Here is a 14,805-nt window from a genome sequence, read left to right as displayed (position 1 = left end):
CCACCGGTAGCGAGATCCTCATTTGACGGTGAGCCGCGCCACGCCCTTGCTGGTATGCGGCTCGAGGTCGATGGTCTTGCCCTGGTACTCGGCAGTAACGTATCGCGCATTGCCAAGAACCAGCGAGAACGGCGGCTCCCCGGTGATTTCCAGTTGACTGTCTGCCGGTTTGAAACCCGTTGCGACAACCTGCCCACGAGCGTCGATCACCTCGATCCAGGACGGCTGCGCGAAGCGAAGCTTGAGTCCGTTGGCGGCGGCTGCTTCCAGCTTGACTTCAGGCTTGGCTGCCGGCTTGGCCGGACTGGCAGCCGCCGCCGCGACTTCGGTGCGCGCCGACGGAGTCTGCGACGCGGACCCCGCCGGGTTCGCCGCGGCGACTGCCAACGCGCTGGCAGTCGCCGTCGCCGGCGGCGAGTCGACCGCGGCGGCTGTCGGCGCCGTCGCGTCGGCCACGGTTGGCGCAGCTGCTTCGCCGCTAGCTTGCTGGCTGCTACTGCCAGTCAGCGCCGCCAGCTGTTCCTCCCAGAAGCCCGGCGCAATGTACATATACGCCAGCACCGCCAAGGCCAGCAGCAGTAGGCCACCAATGATCGCCAAATAGTCGCGGCGCTCGGCGCGGTTGCCGGTCTGCGGCAAGCTGGCACTGGTGCCGGCCGAGACGTGCAGGTGCAGGGTTCGCTGCATTTGCTCCGCGTCTAGCCCGCGCATCAGGGCATCGGCGTCCAGATTGAGCAGGCGTGCGTAATTGCGGACGAAACCGCGAATCATCGTATTGCCGGGTAATGACGACCAGTCCTCACTCTCCAGGGCGACGACCTGCTTGGGCCCAAGCTTCAAGGACTGCGCGGCATCGGCGACGCTGAGGTTTCGCGCTTCACGGGCCGCGCGCAGTTGCTGACCGACGGTGGCGACCTGCGGCAACGTCGGCGCGGCCGCCGTCGGCTCGCGGGGCTGCTCGGCAGGCGTTGAGAAAAGGGATTGTTCACTCATTCGAAGTTGCCTTTCAGCAGTTCCTGAGCCTCAGGCGAGAGCGGGAAGTTTCGCTTCAACTGGGCGGCATAGCGGGCTTCGGCGAGACGATCGCCGAGCTTTCGTTTGACACGCACCATCAGCCACAGCGCCTCGGCATTTGGCTTGGCCTTGCGGGTCAGGTCTGCGAGCTGCCGACTGGCGCCATCCAGATCACCGCGCCGGTAGTTGATGTCGGCGAGCTGCAGCAGCGCCTGCGGGTTATTTGGGACGATCCGCAGGCTGTGCTCGATCAAGCCCTCGGCGGTTTCAAGATCACCGAGCTTGATGTAGCAGGCACCGGCATTCAGATAGGCGCGCTCGGGCGTCTCGTACAAGCGGTTCTTCATGGCCCGCTGCAACATCGGCAGCGCCTCCTTCTCTCTGCCAATCTGGCAAAGGAACCAGCCGTAGTTGTTCTGCAGCTCGGGGTCGTTGGCGTCCAGACTCGAGGCACGCTGAAAATCGCCGTCGGCGAGTTGCGTTTCGCCGATGTAGAACAGCACCAGACCACGCGTCCCGTACGCTTTTGCATAGTCCGGGTCGACGACGATGGCCATCGTCAGTTCTTCCAGCGCCACCGAGTAATTCTTGTTCTGCAGGTACAGCGAGCCGAGATCGGTATGCAACTTGGCGCGCGTGCGGTTGTCGCGGGGCGGTGTCGGCCGCCGCGAGTCGGTTTCTTCCTCGGCGGGCTTGGTCGTCTGACGGCCTGAAGAGAAGAGTCCGGACGAGCAGGCGCTGACACTCAGCAAGGCGACAAGCGCGCAGGCGGCCTTGTTCATCGGCCGGCCTCGCCGGCTTGCAGGTGGATGGCGAAGCTTCGGCGCGAAGTACGCTGAGTCCGGTCGAGAACCTGCCCGGCGAGCTGCCCACACGCCGCGTCGATGTCGTCGCCACGCGTCTTGCGCGTCGTCGTGACCACCCCGGCGGCCAGTAGAATCTCGGCAAAACGCCGAATACGCAACTGTGGCGAGCGGCGATAAGGCGAGCCCGGAAACGGGTTGAAGGGGATCAGGTTGAACTTGCACGGCACATCGCGGGTCAGCGCCAGCAACTCGTGCGCCTGCGCGTCGGAGTCATTGACCCCGTCGAGCATGACGTATTCGAAAGTGACGAAATCGCGTGGCGCCTTGTCGAGATAGCGGCGGCACGCCGCCAGCAGCTGCGACAGCGGGTATTTCCGATTGATCGGCACCAGTTCGTCGCGCAAGCCGTCGTTGGGCGCGTGCAGCGAAACCGCCAGGGCGACGGGACACTCATCGCGCAGACGGTCCATCGCCGGCACCAGGCCCGAGGTGGAAACGGTGACCCGACGGCGGGAAAGGCCATAAGCGTTGTCGTCAAGCATCAGGCGCAGCGCCATGACCGTGTTGTCGAGGTTGGCCAAGGGTTCGCCCATCCCCATCAGGACGACGTTGCTGATCAGCCGCTCGGGCGTTTGCGTTGTACCGCACTGGTAAGCGCCGAGCGCATGCCCGGCCTGCCACAACTGGCCAATGATTTCGGCGACCGTCAGGTTGCGGTTGAAGCCCTGCTTGCCGGTCGAACAAAATGAGCAATCGAGCGCGCAACCGGCCTGCGTCGAGATGCACAGCGTTCCCCGATCGTCCTCCGGAATGAACACCGACTCGACGGCGTTGCCGCCGCCGACGTCGAACAGGAACTTGCGCGTCCCGTCGTCGGAGAGGCGGTCGGCGACGACCGTCGGTGGCCGCACCAGCGCGATCTCATGAAGCTTCTCGCGCAGACTCCTGGCCAGATCGGTCATCGCGTCGAAATCACTCTGCCCGAAGCGATGCATCCAGCGCAGCAGCTGCCGGGCACGGAAAGGCTTCTGACCGTGCCCGGCAAGAAAAGCTGTCAGGCTGGCGGCGTCGAGGTCGAGCAGGTTGATCGCCATCAAAAGCGGTTCTTCGACCTAGCGACCGGAGTAGACGCTCATCGCCGGGAAGAAGAAAGCGATTTCATTATTCGCCGTCTCCTCGCCGTCGGAACCATGGACGGCATTGGCGTCGATCGACTCGGCGAAGTCGGCACGAATCGTTCCTGCTTCGGCCTTCTTCGGATCGGTAGCGCCCATCAGCTCACGGTTCTTGGCGATCGCGCTCTCGCCTTCGAGCACCTGCACCATCACCGGCCCGGAAATCATGAAGGACACCAGGTCATTGAAAAAGGGGCGTTCCTTGTGCACGGCGTAGAAGGCGCCAGCTTCCTGCGGTGACAACCACGCCAGCTTGGCGGCAATCACCTTCAGGCCGTTGCTCTCGAAACGGGAGTAGATCTTGCCGATCACGTTCTTGGCAACGGCATCGGGTTTGATGATGGAAAGCGTACGTTCAATGGCCATGAGTTATTCTCCAAACGGCAGGTGGTCAAGAAAAACAACGAGAAATCATATCGCTAGAAACACAACCTAACATTATACCAACACTGGGGCGCAAATCGGCTACTGCCGGGCGACGAAAAAAGGCGCGCGCACGGGCTTCCCCGTACGCGCGCCCGACCGCGCGAACCTTGCCGTGGCGGCTACATCATGCCCATCCTGGTCGGCAGCCAGGTCGAAATGATCGGCACGTAGGTGATGAGCACCAGGTAGGCGAGCATCGACAGCAACCAGGGCCAGACGGCCACGGTCAGCTCGGTAATCCCCATCTTGGTAATCCCGGAGGCGACATAGAGGTTGAGGCCGACCGGCGGATGGCACATACCCACTTCCATGTTCACCACCATCAGAATGCCGAAGTGTACCGGATCGATCCCCAGCTTCATCGCTACCGGGAAAAGGATTGGCGCGAAGATCAGAACGATCGACGACGGCTCCATGAAGTTACCGGCGAGCAGCAGGATCACGTTAACCGCCAGCAGGAAGGCGATCAAGCCCAGCCCGTGCCCCAGCATCCAGTCAGCCAATGCTTGCGGGATGTTCTCGTTGGTCATGATGAACGAGAACAGCACGGCGTTGGTGATGATGTACAGCAGCATCGCCGACATGTTTGCCGAGTTGAGCAGCACCCGCGGCACGTCGCTGAGCGACAGGTCCTTGTAGACGAAGACGGCAACGATGAACGCATAGACGGCGCTCATCGCCGCGGCCTCGGTCGGCGTAAATATGCCGCTGTAGATACCGCCCATGACGATCACGATCAACAGCAGGCCCCAGGCCGATTCACGAAAAGCCTTGAAACGCTCGGCTCCCGACGACTTGGCCATGCGCGGGTAGTTGTTCGACCTGGCGCGATACCAGGTCACGCCACCGAGCACCATCGCCAGGCCAATTCCGGGAATGACGCCGGCCATGAACAGTGCGCCGACCGAGGTGTTGGTCGCCACCGAGTACATGACCATCACGATCGACGGCGGAATCAGGATACCGAGAGCTCCCGAGGTGGTGATGACGCCAGCGCCGAAGCGATTCGGGAAGCCGGCCTTGAGCATCGCCGGCATCAGGATCGAGCCAATCGCGACGACCGTCGCCGGTGACGATCCAGAGACGGCGGCAAACAGCGCACAGGCGAGCACCCCGGCCAAGCCGAGGCCACCGTACCAGTGCCCGACCATACTGGTTGCAAACCTGATCATCCGTCTCGCGACACCGCCGTGAGTCAGAAAGTTGCCCGCCAGAATAAAGAACGGAATGGCCATGATCTCGAACTTTTCGATGCCGGTGAACAGTTTGAGGGCTACCGCTTCCAGCGGCACCTGAGTAAACAGAAAGAGGAAGCTGAGCACCGTCAGGCCGAGTGAGATCGAGATCGGCATACCCGTCAGCATCAGGCACAGCAACATCGTGAATATGATCATTGCGTTCATGGCTGCTTATCTCCGTTGCCCGAGCGATCTTCCGGATGACGCTTGTCGTACGTCCGGTCATGGGGATGCAGGTTGTCCTCCATCCTGTAGGGCTCGGCTATATCCGGAACACCTTCCTCGTCGAGTCCATCAACGTGACCGTGATCGTGGTGCGGCAACTCGCCGGTCTTGAGGAAACCCACCGTGACCTGCAGAAAGCGGAAACACATCAACGAGGAACCGAGTGGAATGGCGCTATAGACCACCCAGGTCGGCCACTCGAGGTCGGGTGTCGTTGGCCCCGAGAACATGTCGCTGGTGTCCATGCCGAGAAACTGGAAGATTGCGTAATGGGCGCCGTTATCCCAAACGAATAGCCCGCCCAAGGTACCGACGACGCCGGTAAACAAGGCGCCAGCGAGCATGCCGATAACGACGAACTTGCTACGATTGCGGTCGCTCAAGCTGTTGATCATCACGTCAACGCCGACGTGAATACCGGTTCGCACGCCGTACGCCGCGCCGAACTTCGCCATCCAGACGAACATGATGATGCATAGTTCCTGCGCCCAACCGAAGTTCAGTGACAGCAGCCAATCCTGCACGATCGGGATCGGATAGCCAGCCGCGTAACGATGCGCGACCGAAGCAAAGATGATCGTCGTCGCAGCCCCCATGAGGAAGGTAATCAGCCATTCCTCCAGGTGATCAAGTATTTTCATTCGGAAGTCCCCCGACTGCCTGAAAAAAAACCCGTTGGGCCAGGCGTCCCAACGGGCTGTTCACCAAGTTCCTGCCGCGCTCAGAGCTTGCTCGGATCGAAGCCGGTCTCCTTGTACACCGACTGCAGCAGATCCTTGCCGATGCGCGACGCCATTTCTTCATGCACGGGGATCAGTGCCTTCTTGAAAGCCGTGCGCTGTTCCGGGGTCAGCACATGGATCGCCGTCTTGCCGCTTTTCTTCACACCTTCCAGATCCTTGTCGTTCTGCTCTTTGGCGATCTTGTTGGCGTGCACCGTCGTCTCCTTCATCGCCGTTTCAAGCTGGCCACGAACGTCGGCCGGCAAGCCGTCCCAGAACTTCTTGTTGACGATCACGGCGTAACCCAGATAGCCGTGCTCGGTCAGCGCCAGGTGCTTCTGCACTTCAAAAAACTTCTGGGTGAACAGGTTGGAAATCGGGTTCTCGGTACCGTCGACAACGCCGGTCTGCAACGCCTGGTAGACCTCGGAGAAGGCCATTACCTGCGGAATCGCCTTGAGCGCCCGTATCTGTGCTTCGAGAACCTTGGACGACTGAATGCGCATCTTCTTGCCCTTGAGGTCCTCGGGCACCAGAATCGGGGTGTTCGCCGAGAACGACTTGAAGCCGTTATCCCAGAAGGCCAGACCCGTCACGCCCTTGGGCTCCAGTTTCTTCAGCAGACCGGCTCCGATCGCACCCTGCGTTACCTTGTGCAGATCGGCATAGTTGTCGAAGATGTACGGCAGGTCGAAGACTTCGAACTCCTTGACGCCAAGCGGGCCAAACTTGGCCAGCGACGGCGCGAGCATCTGGACGGCACCGAGCTGCAGCGCTTCCAACTCCTCCTTGTCTTTGTACAGCGTCGAGTTACCGTACACCTCGACCTTGACCTTGCCCTTGGTCAGCTCACCAGCGCGCTTGGCGAAGAACTCGGCAGCCAGGCCCTTGGGCGTGTCGTTGGCCACGACGTGGCTGAACTTGATGACGATCGGCGCTTCCGCCAGGGCCGTCAAGGGCGCTGCGGAGAGCGCGCAAGCAAGCAGTCCGAACAACAAATTTGAAACGTTCATGGCATCTCCTCCAAATGGCAACTGGTTTTGCAAGACAACTATTAGGGACTTGCGGAGGCAGATCATACAGATGCCGACCTCGGCGAATATTGTGGGAAACACGTAATTCTGGACAATTCTGGGCACCTTAAACGAAACATGTAAACCACTGACTCCATACACAATTTACGACAATTATGCGGACAGACTTCGGTCATATTTCAGTAAGCCTTGTGTAAGATAGGACGCCATGAAAAATGCCCCCATCCCTGGCCATAATGGCCATCGCCGACCCCCTTCTCTGAATTGGTCACAGTGGTACCTATCGGTCCTCAAGGTCGCTGTCGGTCTGCTACTGATCCTGCTGATCACACTGCTCTGGCTGCTGCGGCAGAACGAGATTGATGAACAACGCTCAACCTTGATTGCCGATGTGTTGTGGCTGGAGCAGAGCGTGCGCTTTCATCTCGAGGGAAACTCGGAGCAACTGCGGCAACTCGCCATTGACCTCGGCCGGGCCATAGATCGGCCGGCTCTTTTCGCCCTGCGCACGCGCTACATCCTGGCGAACAGTCCAGAACTACAACAGATTCTGTGGCTGGACGAGTCGCACGCCGCGGTGCACGGCATGCCGACGCGAAGCCTGCCGCAACACCTGCTAGACGCTTCGGGCGAAAAATCCGTCCGCCGCTCGATCGAAATGGCCCGCCTCGGCAAGGCGGTCTACAGTGACGCGTATCCGACGGCAGAGGGAATGCAGTTGGACATCTACGTTCCGATATTCGACGACGGACACTATCGGGGCACGCTGCTCGGCGTCTATTCGATTGATGGTCTGCTCAAGAACCAGGTTCCCTGGTGGTTCGCCGAAAAATATCAGGTCCAGATCGCCGACAGCAGCGGCGCTCTGCTGGCCAGAAAGTCGAAGATTGATGCCGCGGCGACCGCCCTGAGCTACCCGGTCATTCTCGATCCGCCAGGCTATGGCATGGTGCTGCAGGTCACCGCTTACCGAGCGGCGGACAATCTGGCGCAGACCCTGATTACCGCCCTGATCATTGTTCTTGCGGCGGCGGTCTTCTGGAGTCTGTGGGCGGTACGTGGACTGATCCAGAGACGCCTCGACGCCGAGCAGGCTCTGCGCTCGGAGTACGCGTTCCGCAAGGCCATGGAGGACTCGCTGATGGTCGGGATGCGCGCCCGCGACCTCGACGGTCGGGTCAGCTACGTCAACCCCGCTTTCCTGCAGATGGTCGGCTTCAGCGCCGAAGAACTGATTGGCCGCGAACCACCGATGCCCTACTGGGCGCCGGAAGAAATGGAGAGAACACTGCAACTGCACGACGACGTACTGGAGGGCAAAGCGCCGCAAGAAGGCTTCGAGATTCGCCTGATGCGCAAGGACGGCAGCCGTTTCGACGCACTCGTCTATGAGGCGCCACTGATTGATGCCGATGGTCGGCAAACCGGCTGGATGGCATCGATCATCGACGTTACGGCGCGCAAGCACGCCGAGGAACTCGCCCAGCAGCAGCAGGAAAAACTGCAGGTCACCGCGCGCCTGGTGACCATGGGCGAGATGGCGTCAACACTGGCGCACGAGCTCAACCAGCCGCTGGCGGCAATCACCAGCTACAACACCGGCTGCCTCAACAAGCTCGAGTCGGGTAACTTCAGCACCGAGCAGTTGAAAGACGCACTCGGCAAGCTGGCGATCCAGGCGCAGCGTGCCGGACACATCATCCGCCGCGTACACGACTTCGTGCGCAAGAGCGAACCCAAGCGCGTCTCGTGCGATCTCGCCGAGGTCATTGACGACAGTGTCGGCTTCATCGAGGGCGCGGCCAAAGCCCGCGGCGTCCGTATCGTTCGCGAGATCCAGGGCATGCGCCCCGAACTGCTGGCCGATCCGGTGATGCTCGAACAGGTGCTGCTGAACCTGATGCGCAACGGTATCGAGGCGATGCGCCACACCCCATCCGAGTACCGGCGCTTGACGATCAAGCTCAGCCAGCTCGACAACAATCAGATGGAGATCCGGGTGATCGATCGTGGCCCGGGAATCCCGCCCGAGGTTGAAGAGAAGCTGTTCACGCCTCTGTTTTCGACCAAGGCCGAAGGCATGGGCATGGGACTGAACATCTGCCGCTCGATCATCGAATTCCACCACGGCCGGCTGTGGGTCGAGGCCAACCCGCAAGGCGGTTCGGTCTTTATCATCACGCTGCCGATTGCCCTGCCATGAGCGCGCACGTCTATCTGGTCGACGACGACGACGCCATCCGCGACTCGCTCGGCTGGCTGCTCGAGTCACGCGGTGTCGTCTGCCTGAGCTACCCCTCGGCGGAAGACTTCCTGGCCACCTGGAACCTCTCGCTGAGCGGCTGCATCGTCCTCGATATTCGCATGGACGGGATGAGCGGCCCCGAGCTTTTTGACATCCTGCGCGGGCGCGGCTGCAAACTGCCGGTGATCTTTCTGACCGGTCACGGCGACGTGCCGATGGCCGTCTCTGCCTTGAAGCAAGGGGCTTTCGATTTCGTCGAAAAACCTTGTAACGACAACGAGCTCGTCAATCGGGTCATCGAAGCACTGCAGCTCGACGAAAACCGGCGCCTGGCGGCGTCAGACGCCGACACCGTACATGCCCTGAGCACCCGGCTGACGACGCGCGAGCGGCAGGTCATGGAACGGGTGCTGGCCGGCACGCTGAACAAGGTGATCGCCGACGAACTGCAGATCAGCATGCGCACGGTGGAAGTGCATCGCGCCAATGTCTTCGAAAAAATGGGCGTCAGGACGGCCGTCGAACTGGCGCAACTGCTGGCCGGAAAACGCTGACCAAGGTCGAGCGTCGCGACGCCTCCGACCGCCGCCTACTCAAGTGGCGGTCGGAGGAGGACCGACAGCCGACCGAGCATCGCTCTTCTGCCACACCGGCAATAGCCCTTCCTCACCCGGCGGACACGCGAAGGCGACGTCGACGCCAAGGCCGCCAACCCACGCCAAGCGCTCACCGCACCACAGCAAGGGCAGGCGAGCTCGTTCCCACGGCGGCACCGCAGCCTCCTGCAGCAAGTTCCGCAAACTTCGTCCCGGACGACGCGGATCGGGCTGCAAACGCTCACCGCCCTGCCTGGCCCTGAGACAGACGCCGGCGCCGGCGAGCAGGCGGCTGCTGATGCCGGCCCCGCTGCGGCGCAGCATCAGCAGCCGATCAGCGCCCCACGGCAGGACCGCCTCGTCATGCCAGGGCACGGCAAGTTGTGGCACCGGCAGACGCCGCACGACAAGGTGTAATTCGCCGCGGTAAGCATGCAGCTCGCCATCCGGTGTCGCGACGCACATCAGCGAATGGGCACCGACAGTCGCCAACTGCCGCAGCGCCTCGTCGAGCCAGCGCGCGTCGGGGGCGCGGAAACCGGCAGCGCGCAGCTCGAAGCGCAACAGATTGCGCGCTCGCGGTGGGCTCAGTGCATTGAAACACGTCAGTTCGAGGCGTCCCGACGCGCCGGCAACGGCTGCCCTGTCGGCTCGCGCCAGATCTTCGAGCAATTCCGCCGCCTCGGAAAAATGGCGCGCCGCGCGCGCCAACGCCTGCGTGGCGTCGGGAAAGTGCTCGGCGATTCGCGGCAGCACGTGGCGTCGCAAGTGGTTGCGACGGTAACGGCAATCGGCGTTGCTTTCATCTTCAATCCACGCCAGCGAATGCGCTTCGGCGTAGCGCGCAATCTGCCAACGCGCGACCTCGAGCAGCGGACGGATCAGACGCGGGCCGGCAAGCTGCGAGCGTTCGGCGGGCATCCCCGCTGCCCCGGCGACGCCGGCGCCACGGAGCAGCCTGAACAGGACGGTTTCGGCCTGATCGTCGCGGTGATGCGCCAATGCCAGCCAGTCCGCTGCGCAGCCGGCAAACACCGCGTGTCGCAAGTGCCGTGCCGCGGCCTCCAGGCCCTCACCGCCAGCACGCGGCACCTCGACGCGAAGCACCGTCAACGGCACGCCGAGGCGCTCGCAAAAGTCGGCACAAAAAACCGCCCAGGCGTCGGCGTTGGCGCTCAGACCATGGTGCACGTGCACCGCCGCGAGATCGAATGTGTAACCCGCGTGGCCCGCTCGCCGCAGTCCAGCGAGCGCGTGCAGCAGCACGACCGAGTCCAGACCACCAGAAAGGCCGACGCACAAACGCGCGCCGGGCAACAGCCGCGCCTCGAGAAAAGCCGCCAGCGTCTGCGGAATCAGCTCGGCCGACCGCGCCTCATTGAAGTCAGCGCCGTGCCGGTTCTTTGACCCGGCCATAGGCCATCAAGCGCTCAAGGCGCCTCTTGAGGAGCTCGCGGGTCGGCATCTGGGCAAGCTTGTGCAAGGATTCCTGCAGCGCCTGTTCGAGGCTTTTGGCCATCGCCGGATAATCGCGATGGGCGCCGCCGGTCGGCTCGTTGACGAGCTTGTCGATCAAACCCAGCGACAGCAGGCGCGGCGCGGTAATGCCCATGATCTCGGCGGCTTCGCTGGCCTTTTCGGCGCTTTTCCAGAGGATAGTCGCGCAACCCTCGGGGGAAATCACCGAATAAGTTGAGTATTGCAGCATTTGCACGACGTCGCCGACGCCGATCGCCAGCGCGCCACCCGAACCGCCCTCGCCGATGACGGTGACGATGATCGGCACCTTCAATTCGGCCATCACGTAGAGATTGCGACCAATCGCTTCTGATTGACCGCGCTCCTCGGCGTCGATACCGGGATAGGCCCCGGGCGTGTCGATGAAGGTCAACACCGGGATCGCGAACTTCTCGGCCAGGCGCATCAGGCGCAAGGCCTTGCGATAACCCTCGGGGCGAGGCATGCCGAAGTTCCGGAAAATCTTGTCCTTGGTGTCACGCCCCTTCTGGTGGCCGATCACCATCACTGCCTGACCGTTGAAGCGAGCCAGGCCGCCGACGATGGCATGATCGTCGGCAAAACCGCGGTCGCCGTGCAGTTCTTCGAAGTCGCGAAAGATCAATGACAGGTAGTCGAGCGTATAGGGCCGTTGCGGATGGCGCGCGACCTGTGAAACCTGCCACGCCGTCAGCCGCGCGTAGGTCTCCCTGGTCAAGCTCTGGCCTTTCTGCTCAAGACGGCCAATCTCTTCGGAAATATCGACCGCAGAGTCGTCTTGCGCAAAACGCAAGGCTTCAATCTTGCCTTCCAGATCGGCGATCGGTTGTTCGAAATCGAGGAAACTGGTTTTCATCTCGCCCAAGCCTGTTTGAAAGCACGCTGATTTTTGGAAACCCGCCATTCTAACCCGAAAGAACGGGCACCGGCTGTGCCGACCGCGACCTGCAGTGGCTCTCAGTATTCGACGGGAAGCGGGTCAAGGCTGCGCCACAGATACCAGGTCGCCACCGAACGCCACGGACGCCAGCGTTCACCGTGCGCCGCCAGCAGCGCACGTAGCGGACGCTCTCCCTGACAGTAGTGCCGGGCCACGGCCTTCTGCAGACCAATGTCGTCGAGCGGAAAAACATCGGGGCGCAACTGGTTGAAAATCAGAAACATCTCGGCGGTCCACACGCCGACCCCGTAAGTATTCGGCCAACCCGTAGCGCGCCAGCGCCATTGCCGAGGCGGGTTAGCGGCAGAGGACTGATCGGAAGGATCGGTGAAGGGGATAGAGCCAGATATCCTTGATCGGGAGGATCGACTTGCGGGTGGGGCACTTCTTGCCTCGGCCGGCGGTTTGGCCGACCTTGATCCAGTTGGCGGCCTGGTAGCAGGTGCCGCGATGGCGGGGCGTCTCGACGAAGGTTTCGAGTAGTACGGGGCGGTAGCCGTAGCGCGCCAGCCAGTCCTTGGGCAATTGCCGCTGCATAAGCGAGAGGATCTTGGAGGCCAGGCCCTTGCACTGGATCCAGGGCAGGATCAGAAAGCGGGCATTGTTCACCACCAGTTGCAGGTTCCTTTGTCGCTGCTCATCGTGCCAACCGATGAATTGCTCGCGCGCGGCGAGTTTCCAGGCGCTGGCGCCGAAGCTGAGCAAGGCGACCAGGGTCTCGCCGGCGAAGACGAAGTAGCGGCTCTGACTGCCCGCCATGGGCGTGTGGCCGAGATAGTGGTAGCGGGCGATGTACTCGTTCCACAGACGCGAGTTCGCCGAACCGACGACCTGATGCAGACGCAGCGGCGGCAGTTCATGCACCGGCTGGGTGAGCAACGGTTGTGGATCGGTGGCGTGAGTAGGCAGATACTCGGGTTGGCGAGGAGCGGCCCGTCGTGCCGCCGGCAGGGTGAGCAGGCCGTCGGCCTGCATACGCAGCATGGCCACCCGGCAGGTCATATCCTTCAGCTCGCCATTGGGCTTACGCCAGTCGAAGAGCTCACACACCTGGCGCGACAGTTGCGCGCGGCTGCTGCCAGGATGGGCTTCGATCAGGCGGCAGAGGGCCTGCAGTTCGTCGTCGGTAAAGTGACGCCCGCAATAAGGCTTCACGAGCTATCGATGGGACGGCTCTGATCGACCGGGATGCCACGCATCTGAGCCAGTCGATCGGTCGCCATCGCCCAGGGCAGAAAGGCACTCAAGTCCGTCGGCGGCAGGTTGCCGTTGGCGGCGCAGGCCTCCAGATACGCCGTCAGCCAGGTGCGCGGGTTGATTCCCCACAAGCGCAGCGTCAGCAGCAAGCTGAACATCGTCGCGGCGAGTGCGCCGGACCAGAGACTGCCCGACCCATAGAAGTTCTTGCGTGCGACCACCGGCGTGCGCTGTGCGCGCTCGGCGGCATTATTGTCCATCGCCACCTCGGGGCGGTCGACAAAGACGGTCAGGCCGGACCAATGTTTGCGCATGCTTCGCAGCACCTTGCTCGCCGGCATTTTGAGCGCCGGGTTCGCCAGTTCGCTTTCCCGTTGACTGGCCATTTGCGTGATCGCCTGCCGCAAGGCGCGGTCGCGTTCGGCCCACTGTACTGGGTCGCTACGGACTTCCAGGCGCCGTCCATTCAAGTGGTAGAGCTGAGCGATCTGCTCGACCCAGGCCAGTGCCCAGTCCGCGAGCTCCGGATGGGCGTTGGCCAGTTCCAGGAAATCACGCCGCTGATGTGCCCAGCAGAAAGCCAGAATGAAGTGGTCAAGAACTCGCGCGAGCTTCTTGTAGGCCGAATAGCGATCACAGATGATGACTCCTCCGGCGCTACCGGAGAGCTCCCGGATCGGCACCGCCGCCGAGCGGCTCGGGTCGAGCACGAAGTGGATGACCGATGGGCCGTGGAACACCCAGAAATACCAGCGATGTCCGACCTTCCCTTCGGTCTCGGCAAAGACCCGCCAGCGGGTCTCGTCTGCGTGCCACTGTTTCTCGCTGCGTAGTTGGCCAAGCAGTGCTTCTTCAAGCGGCTCGAACAGCGGTGCCAAGGCACGCAGTCCGCCGGCCACCGTTCCTGCCGAGAGCGTCAGTCCGTGGTCGGACAAGTCTCGCAGAAGCCGATGCGTCGGCTGGCCGTACAAGAACTTCGACAGCAGCAGGTGCACCCAGATCGACACGCCGTACTTTCCACGCGGGATCAATCGTGCCGGCGGTGGCGCGGTCAGAATACCCCGCGCGCCCGAACACTGACAGGTCCGCCGGTAGCGCCGCCGGCAGATCTTCCGGCGGTAGGCCTTGACCTCGATCTCGAGGACTTCACTGTCTTCCGTGCCGGGAAAGTCGACGTAGCCCAGACCACAGTCCGGGCAATGCGGGCAGTCGATGTCGATGACCTCGATCTGCGTCGGCAAGTGACTTTCCGGGTTCCGCCCGTGACCCGCTGCTCCCGGTTGCTGACCTCGAGCTCGCGACGATTTTTGGTCCGCCGCCGGGTTCTTCTCGGCTCCCGAAGAGCGTTCTGACTTGCGACCAAACAGGCGTTTTTGCAGATCGCGGATCTTGCCCTTGGCCTGCTCCAGTTCGCTGCGCAAGGCCGCCTCGCGCGCCGCCGCTTGCGCCATTTCCACCCGATGAGCGGCCTCCGATTGCGCCAACCGAACCAGCGCTTGTCGATGTTGGCTCCGCCAGAAGCTGGCCTCCCAGCGGAGCTTGATTTCCTGCTCCTTGGTCAACGTCACCAACACCTCGGCGAACGGCGCCACTTGGCGGTGACTTGCCGCCGATCCTCCGCCAATGATGTCCGCACCCGTGTCCATGCGCCGCATGGTGCCGGATTTCCGCTGCTGTGTCCAGTCCAGAT

General features: G+C 62.3%; 13 protein-coding genes and 1 pseudogene. 2 read left to right on the top strand and 12 right to left on the bottom strand.

What is annotated here, in order from left to right; translation table 11 throughout:
* Positions 1–18: 18 nt before the first annotated feature.
* The 7 genes from QZ656_RS14245 to QZ656_RS14215 form a co-directional block, all read right to left on the bottom strand.
* A complete protein-coding gene (locus QZ656_RS14245) occupies positions 19–993 on the bottom strand; it encodes a RodZ domain-containing protein (RefSeq protein ID WP_291994026.1) in 975 nt (324 codons plus the stop codon).
* Positions 990–1,796: a type IV pilus biogenesis/stability protein PilW gene (pilW, locus tag QZ656_RS14240; RefSeq protein WP_291994025.1), complete on the bottom strand. Its 807-nt coding sequence runs from the start codon at positions 1,794–1,796 to the stop codon at positions 990–992. The genes QZ656_RS14245 and pilW overlap by 4 nt, the downstream gene beginning before the upstream one ends.
* Positions 1,793–2,914, bottom strand: coding sequence for a 23S rRNA (adenine(2503)-C(2))-methyltransferase RlmN (gene rlmN, locus QZ656_RS14235; protein ID WP_291994024.1), 1,122 nt, complete (start codon positions 2,912–2,914; stop codon positions 1,793–1,795). The genes pilW and rlmN overlap by 4 nt, the downstream gene beginning before the upstream one ends.
* 18 nt (positions 2,915–2,932) lie before the next feature.
* On the bottom strand, positions 2,933–3,361 hold the full coding sequence (ndk, locus tag QZ656_RS14230) for a nucleoside-diphosphate kinase (RefSeq protein WP_291994023.1): 429 nt from the start codon (positions 3,359–3,361) through the stop codon (positions 2,933–2,935).
* Between the two features lie 179 nt (positions 3,362–3,540).
* Positions 3,541–4,824, bottom strand: a complete 1,284-nt coding sequence (locus QZ656_RS14225; RefSeq protein ID WP_291994022.1) for a TRAP transporter large permease subunit — start codon at positions 4,822–4,824, stop codon at positions 3,541–3,543.
* On the bottom strand, positions 4,821–5,525 hold the full coding sequence (locus tag QZ656_RS14220) for a TRAP transporter small permease (RefSeq protein WP_291994021.1): 705 nt from the start codon (positions 5,523–5,525) through the stop codon (positions 4,821–4,823). Before QZ656_RS14220 ends, QZ656_RS14225 begins: the two co-directional genes overlap by 4 nt.
* An 80-nt stretch (positions 5,526–5,605) precedes the next feature.
* Entirely contained in the window at positions 5,606–6,619 is a 1,014-nt protein-coding gene (locus QZ656_RS14215; protein ID WP_291994020.1) for a TRAP transporter substrate-binding protein, read from the bottom strand.
* A 229-nt stretch (positions 6,620–6,848) separates the two neighbouring features.
* Between QZ656_RS14215 and QZ656_RS14210 the strand changes: the two genes are divergently transcribed.
* Together QZ656_RS14210 and QZ656_RS14205 are read left to right on the top strand one after the other, a co-directional pair.
* The gene (locus QZ656_RS14210) at positions 6,849–8,843 is read left to right on the top strand and encodes an ATP-binding protein (protein ID WP_291994019.1); all 1,995 of its coding nucleotides are present in this window, start codon (positions 6,849–6,851) and stop codon (positions 8,841–8,843) included.
* On the top strand, positions 8,840–9,439 hold the full coding sequence (locus QZ656_RS14205) for a response regulator (RefSeq protein ID WP_291994018.1): 600 nt from the start codon (positions 8,840–8,842) through the stop codon (positions 9,437–9,439). Before QZ656_RS14210 ends, QZ656_RS14205 begins: the two co-directional genes overlap by 4 nt.
* Positions 9,440–9,478: 39 nt before the next feature.
* Here QZ656_RS14205 and tilS read toward each other — a convergent pair whose 3' ends face one another.
* From tilS to QZ656_RS14180, 5 genes and pseudogenes are all read right to left on the bottom strand, one after another.
* Positions 9,479–10,897: a tRNA lysidine(34) synthetase TilS gene (tilS, locus tag QZ656_RS14200; protein WP_291994017.1), complete on the bottom strand. Its 1,419-nt coding sequence runs from the start codon at positions 10,895–10,897 to the stop codon at positions 9,479–9,481.
* Positions 10,866–11,834, bottom strand: a complete 969-nt coding sequence (locus tag QZ656_RS14195) for an acetyl-CoA carboxylase carboxyltransferase subunit alpha (protein ID WP_291994016.1) — start codon at positions 11,832–11,834, stop codon at positions 10,866–10,868. The genes tilS and QZ656_RS14195 overlap by 32 nt, the downstream gene beginning before the upstream one ends.
* A 101-nt stretch (positions 11,835–11,935) precedes the next feature.
* Positions 11,936–12,166, bottom strand: a pseudogene (locus QZ656_RS14190) (DNA-3-methyladenine glycosylase 2 family protein); the annotation flags it as partial.
* 49 nt (positions 12,167–12,215) lie between these two features.
* Complete coding sequence (locus tag QZ656_RS14185; RefSeq protein WP_291991654.1) at positions 12,216–13,073, bottom strand: DUF4338 domain-containing protein; 858 nt, start codon at positions 13,071–13,073, stop codon at positions 12,216–12,218.
* Positions 13,070–14,770, bottom strand: a complete 1,701-nt coding sequence (locus tag QZ656_RS14180; protein ID WP_291991655.1) for an IS66 family transposase — start codon at positions 14,768–14,770, stop codon at positions 13,070–13,072. The genes QZ656_RS14185 and QZ656_RS14180 overlap by 4 nt, the downstream gene beginning before the upstream one ends.
* Positions 14,771–14,805: the final 35 nt, after the last annotated feature.

The sequence above is a fragment of the Candidatus Accumulibacter sp. ACC003 genome (assembly GCF_907163085.1).
Taxonomy (GTDB): Bacteria; Pseudomonadota; Gammaproteobacteria; order Burkholderiales; family Rhodocyclaceae; genus Accumulibacter.
This window is presented reverse-complemented; position numbering and strand designations above follow the sequence as displayed.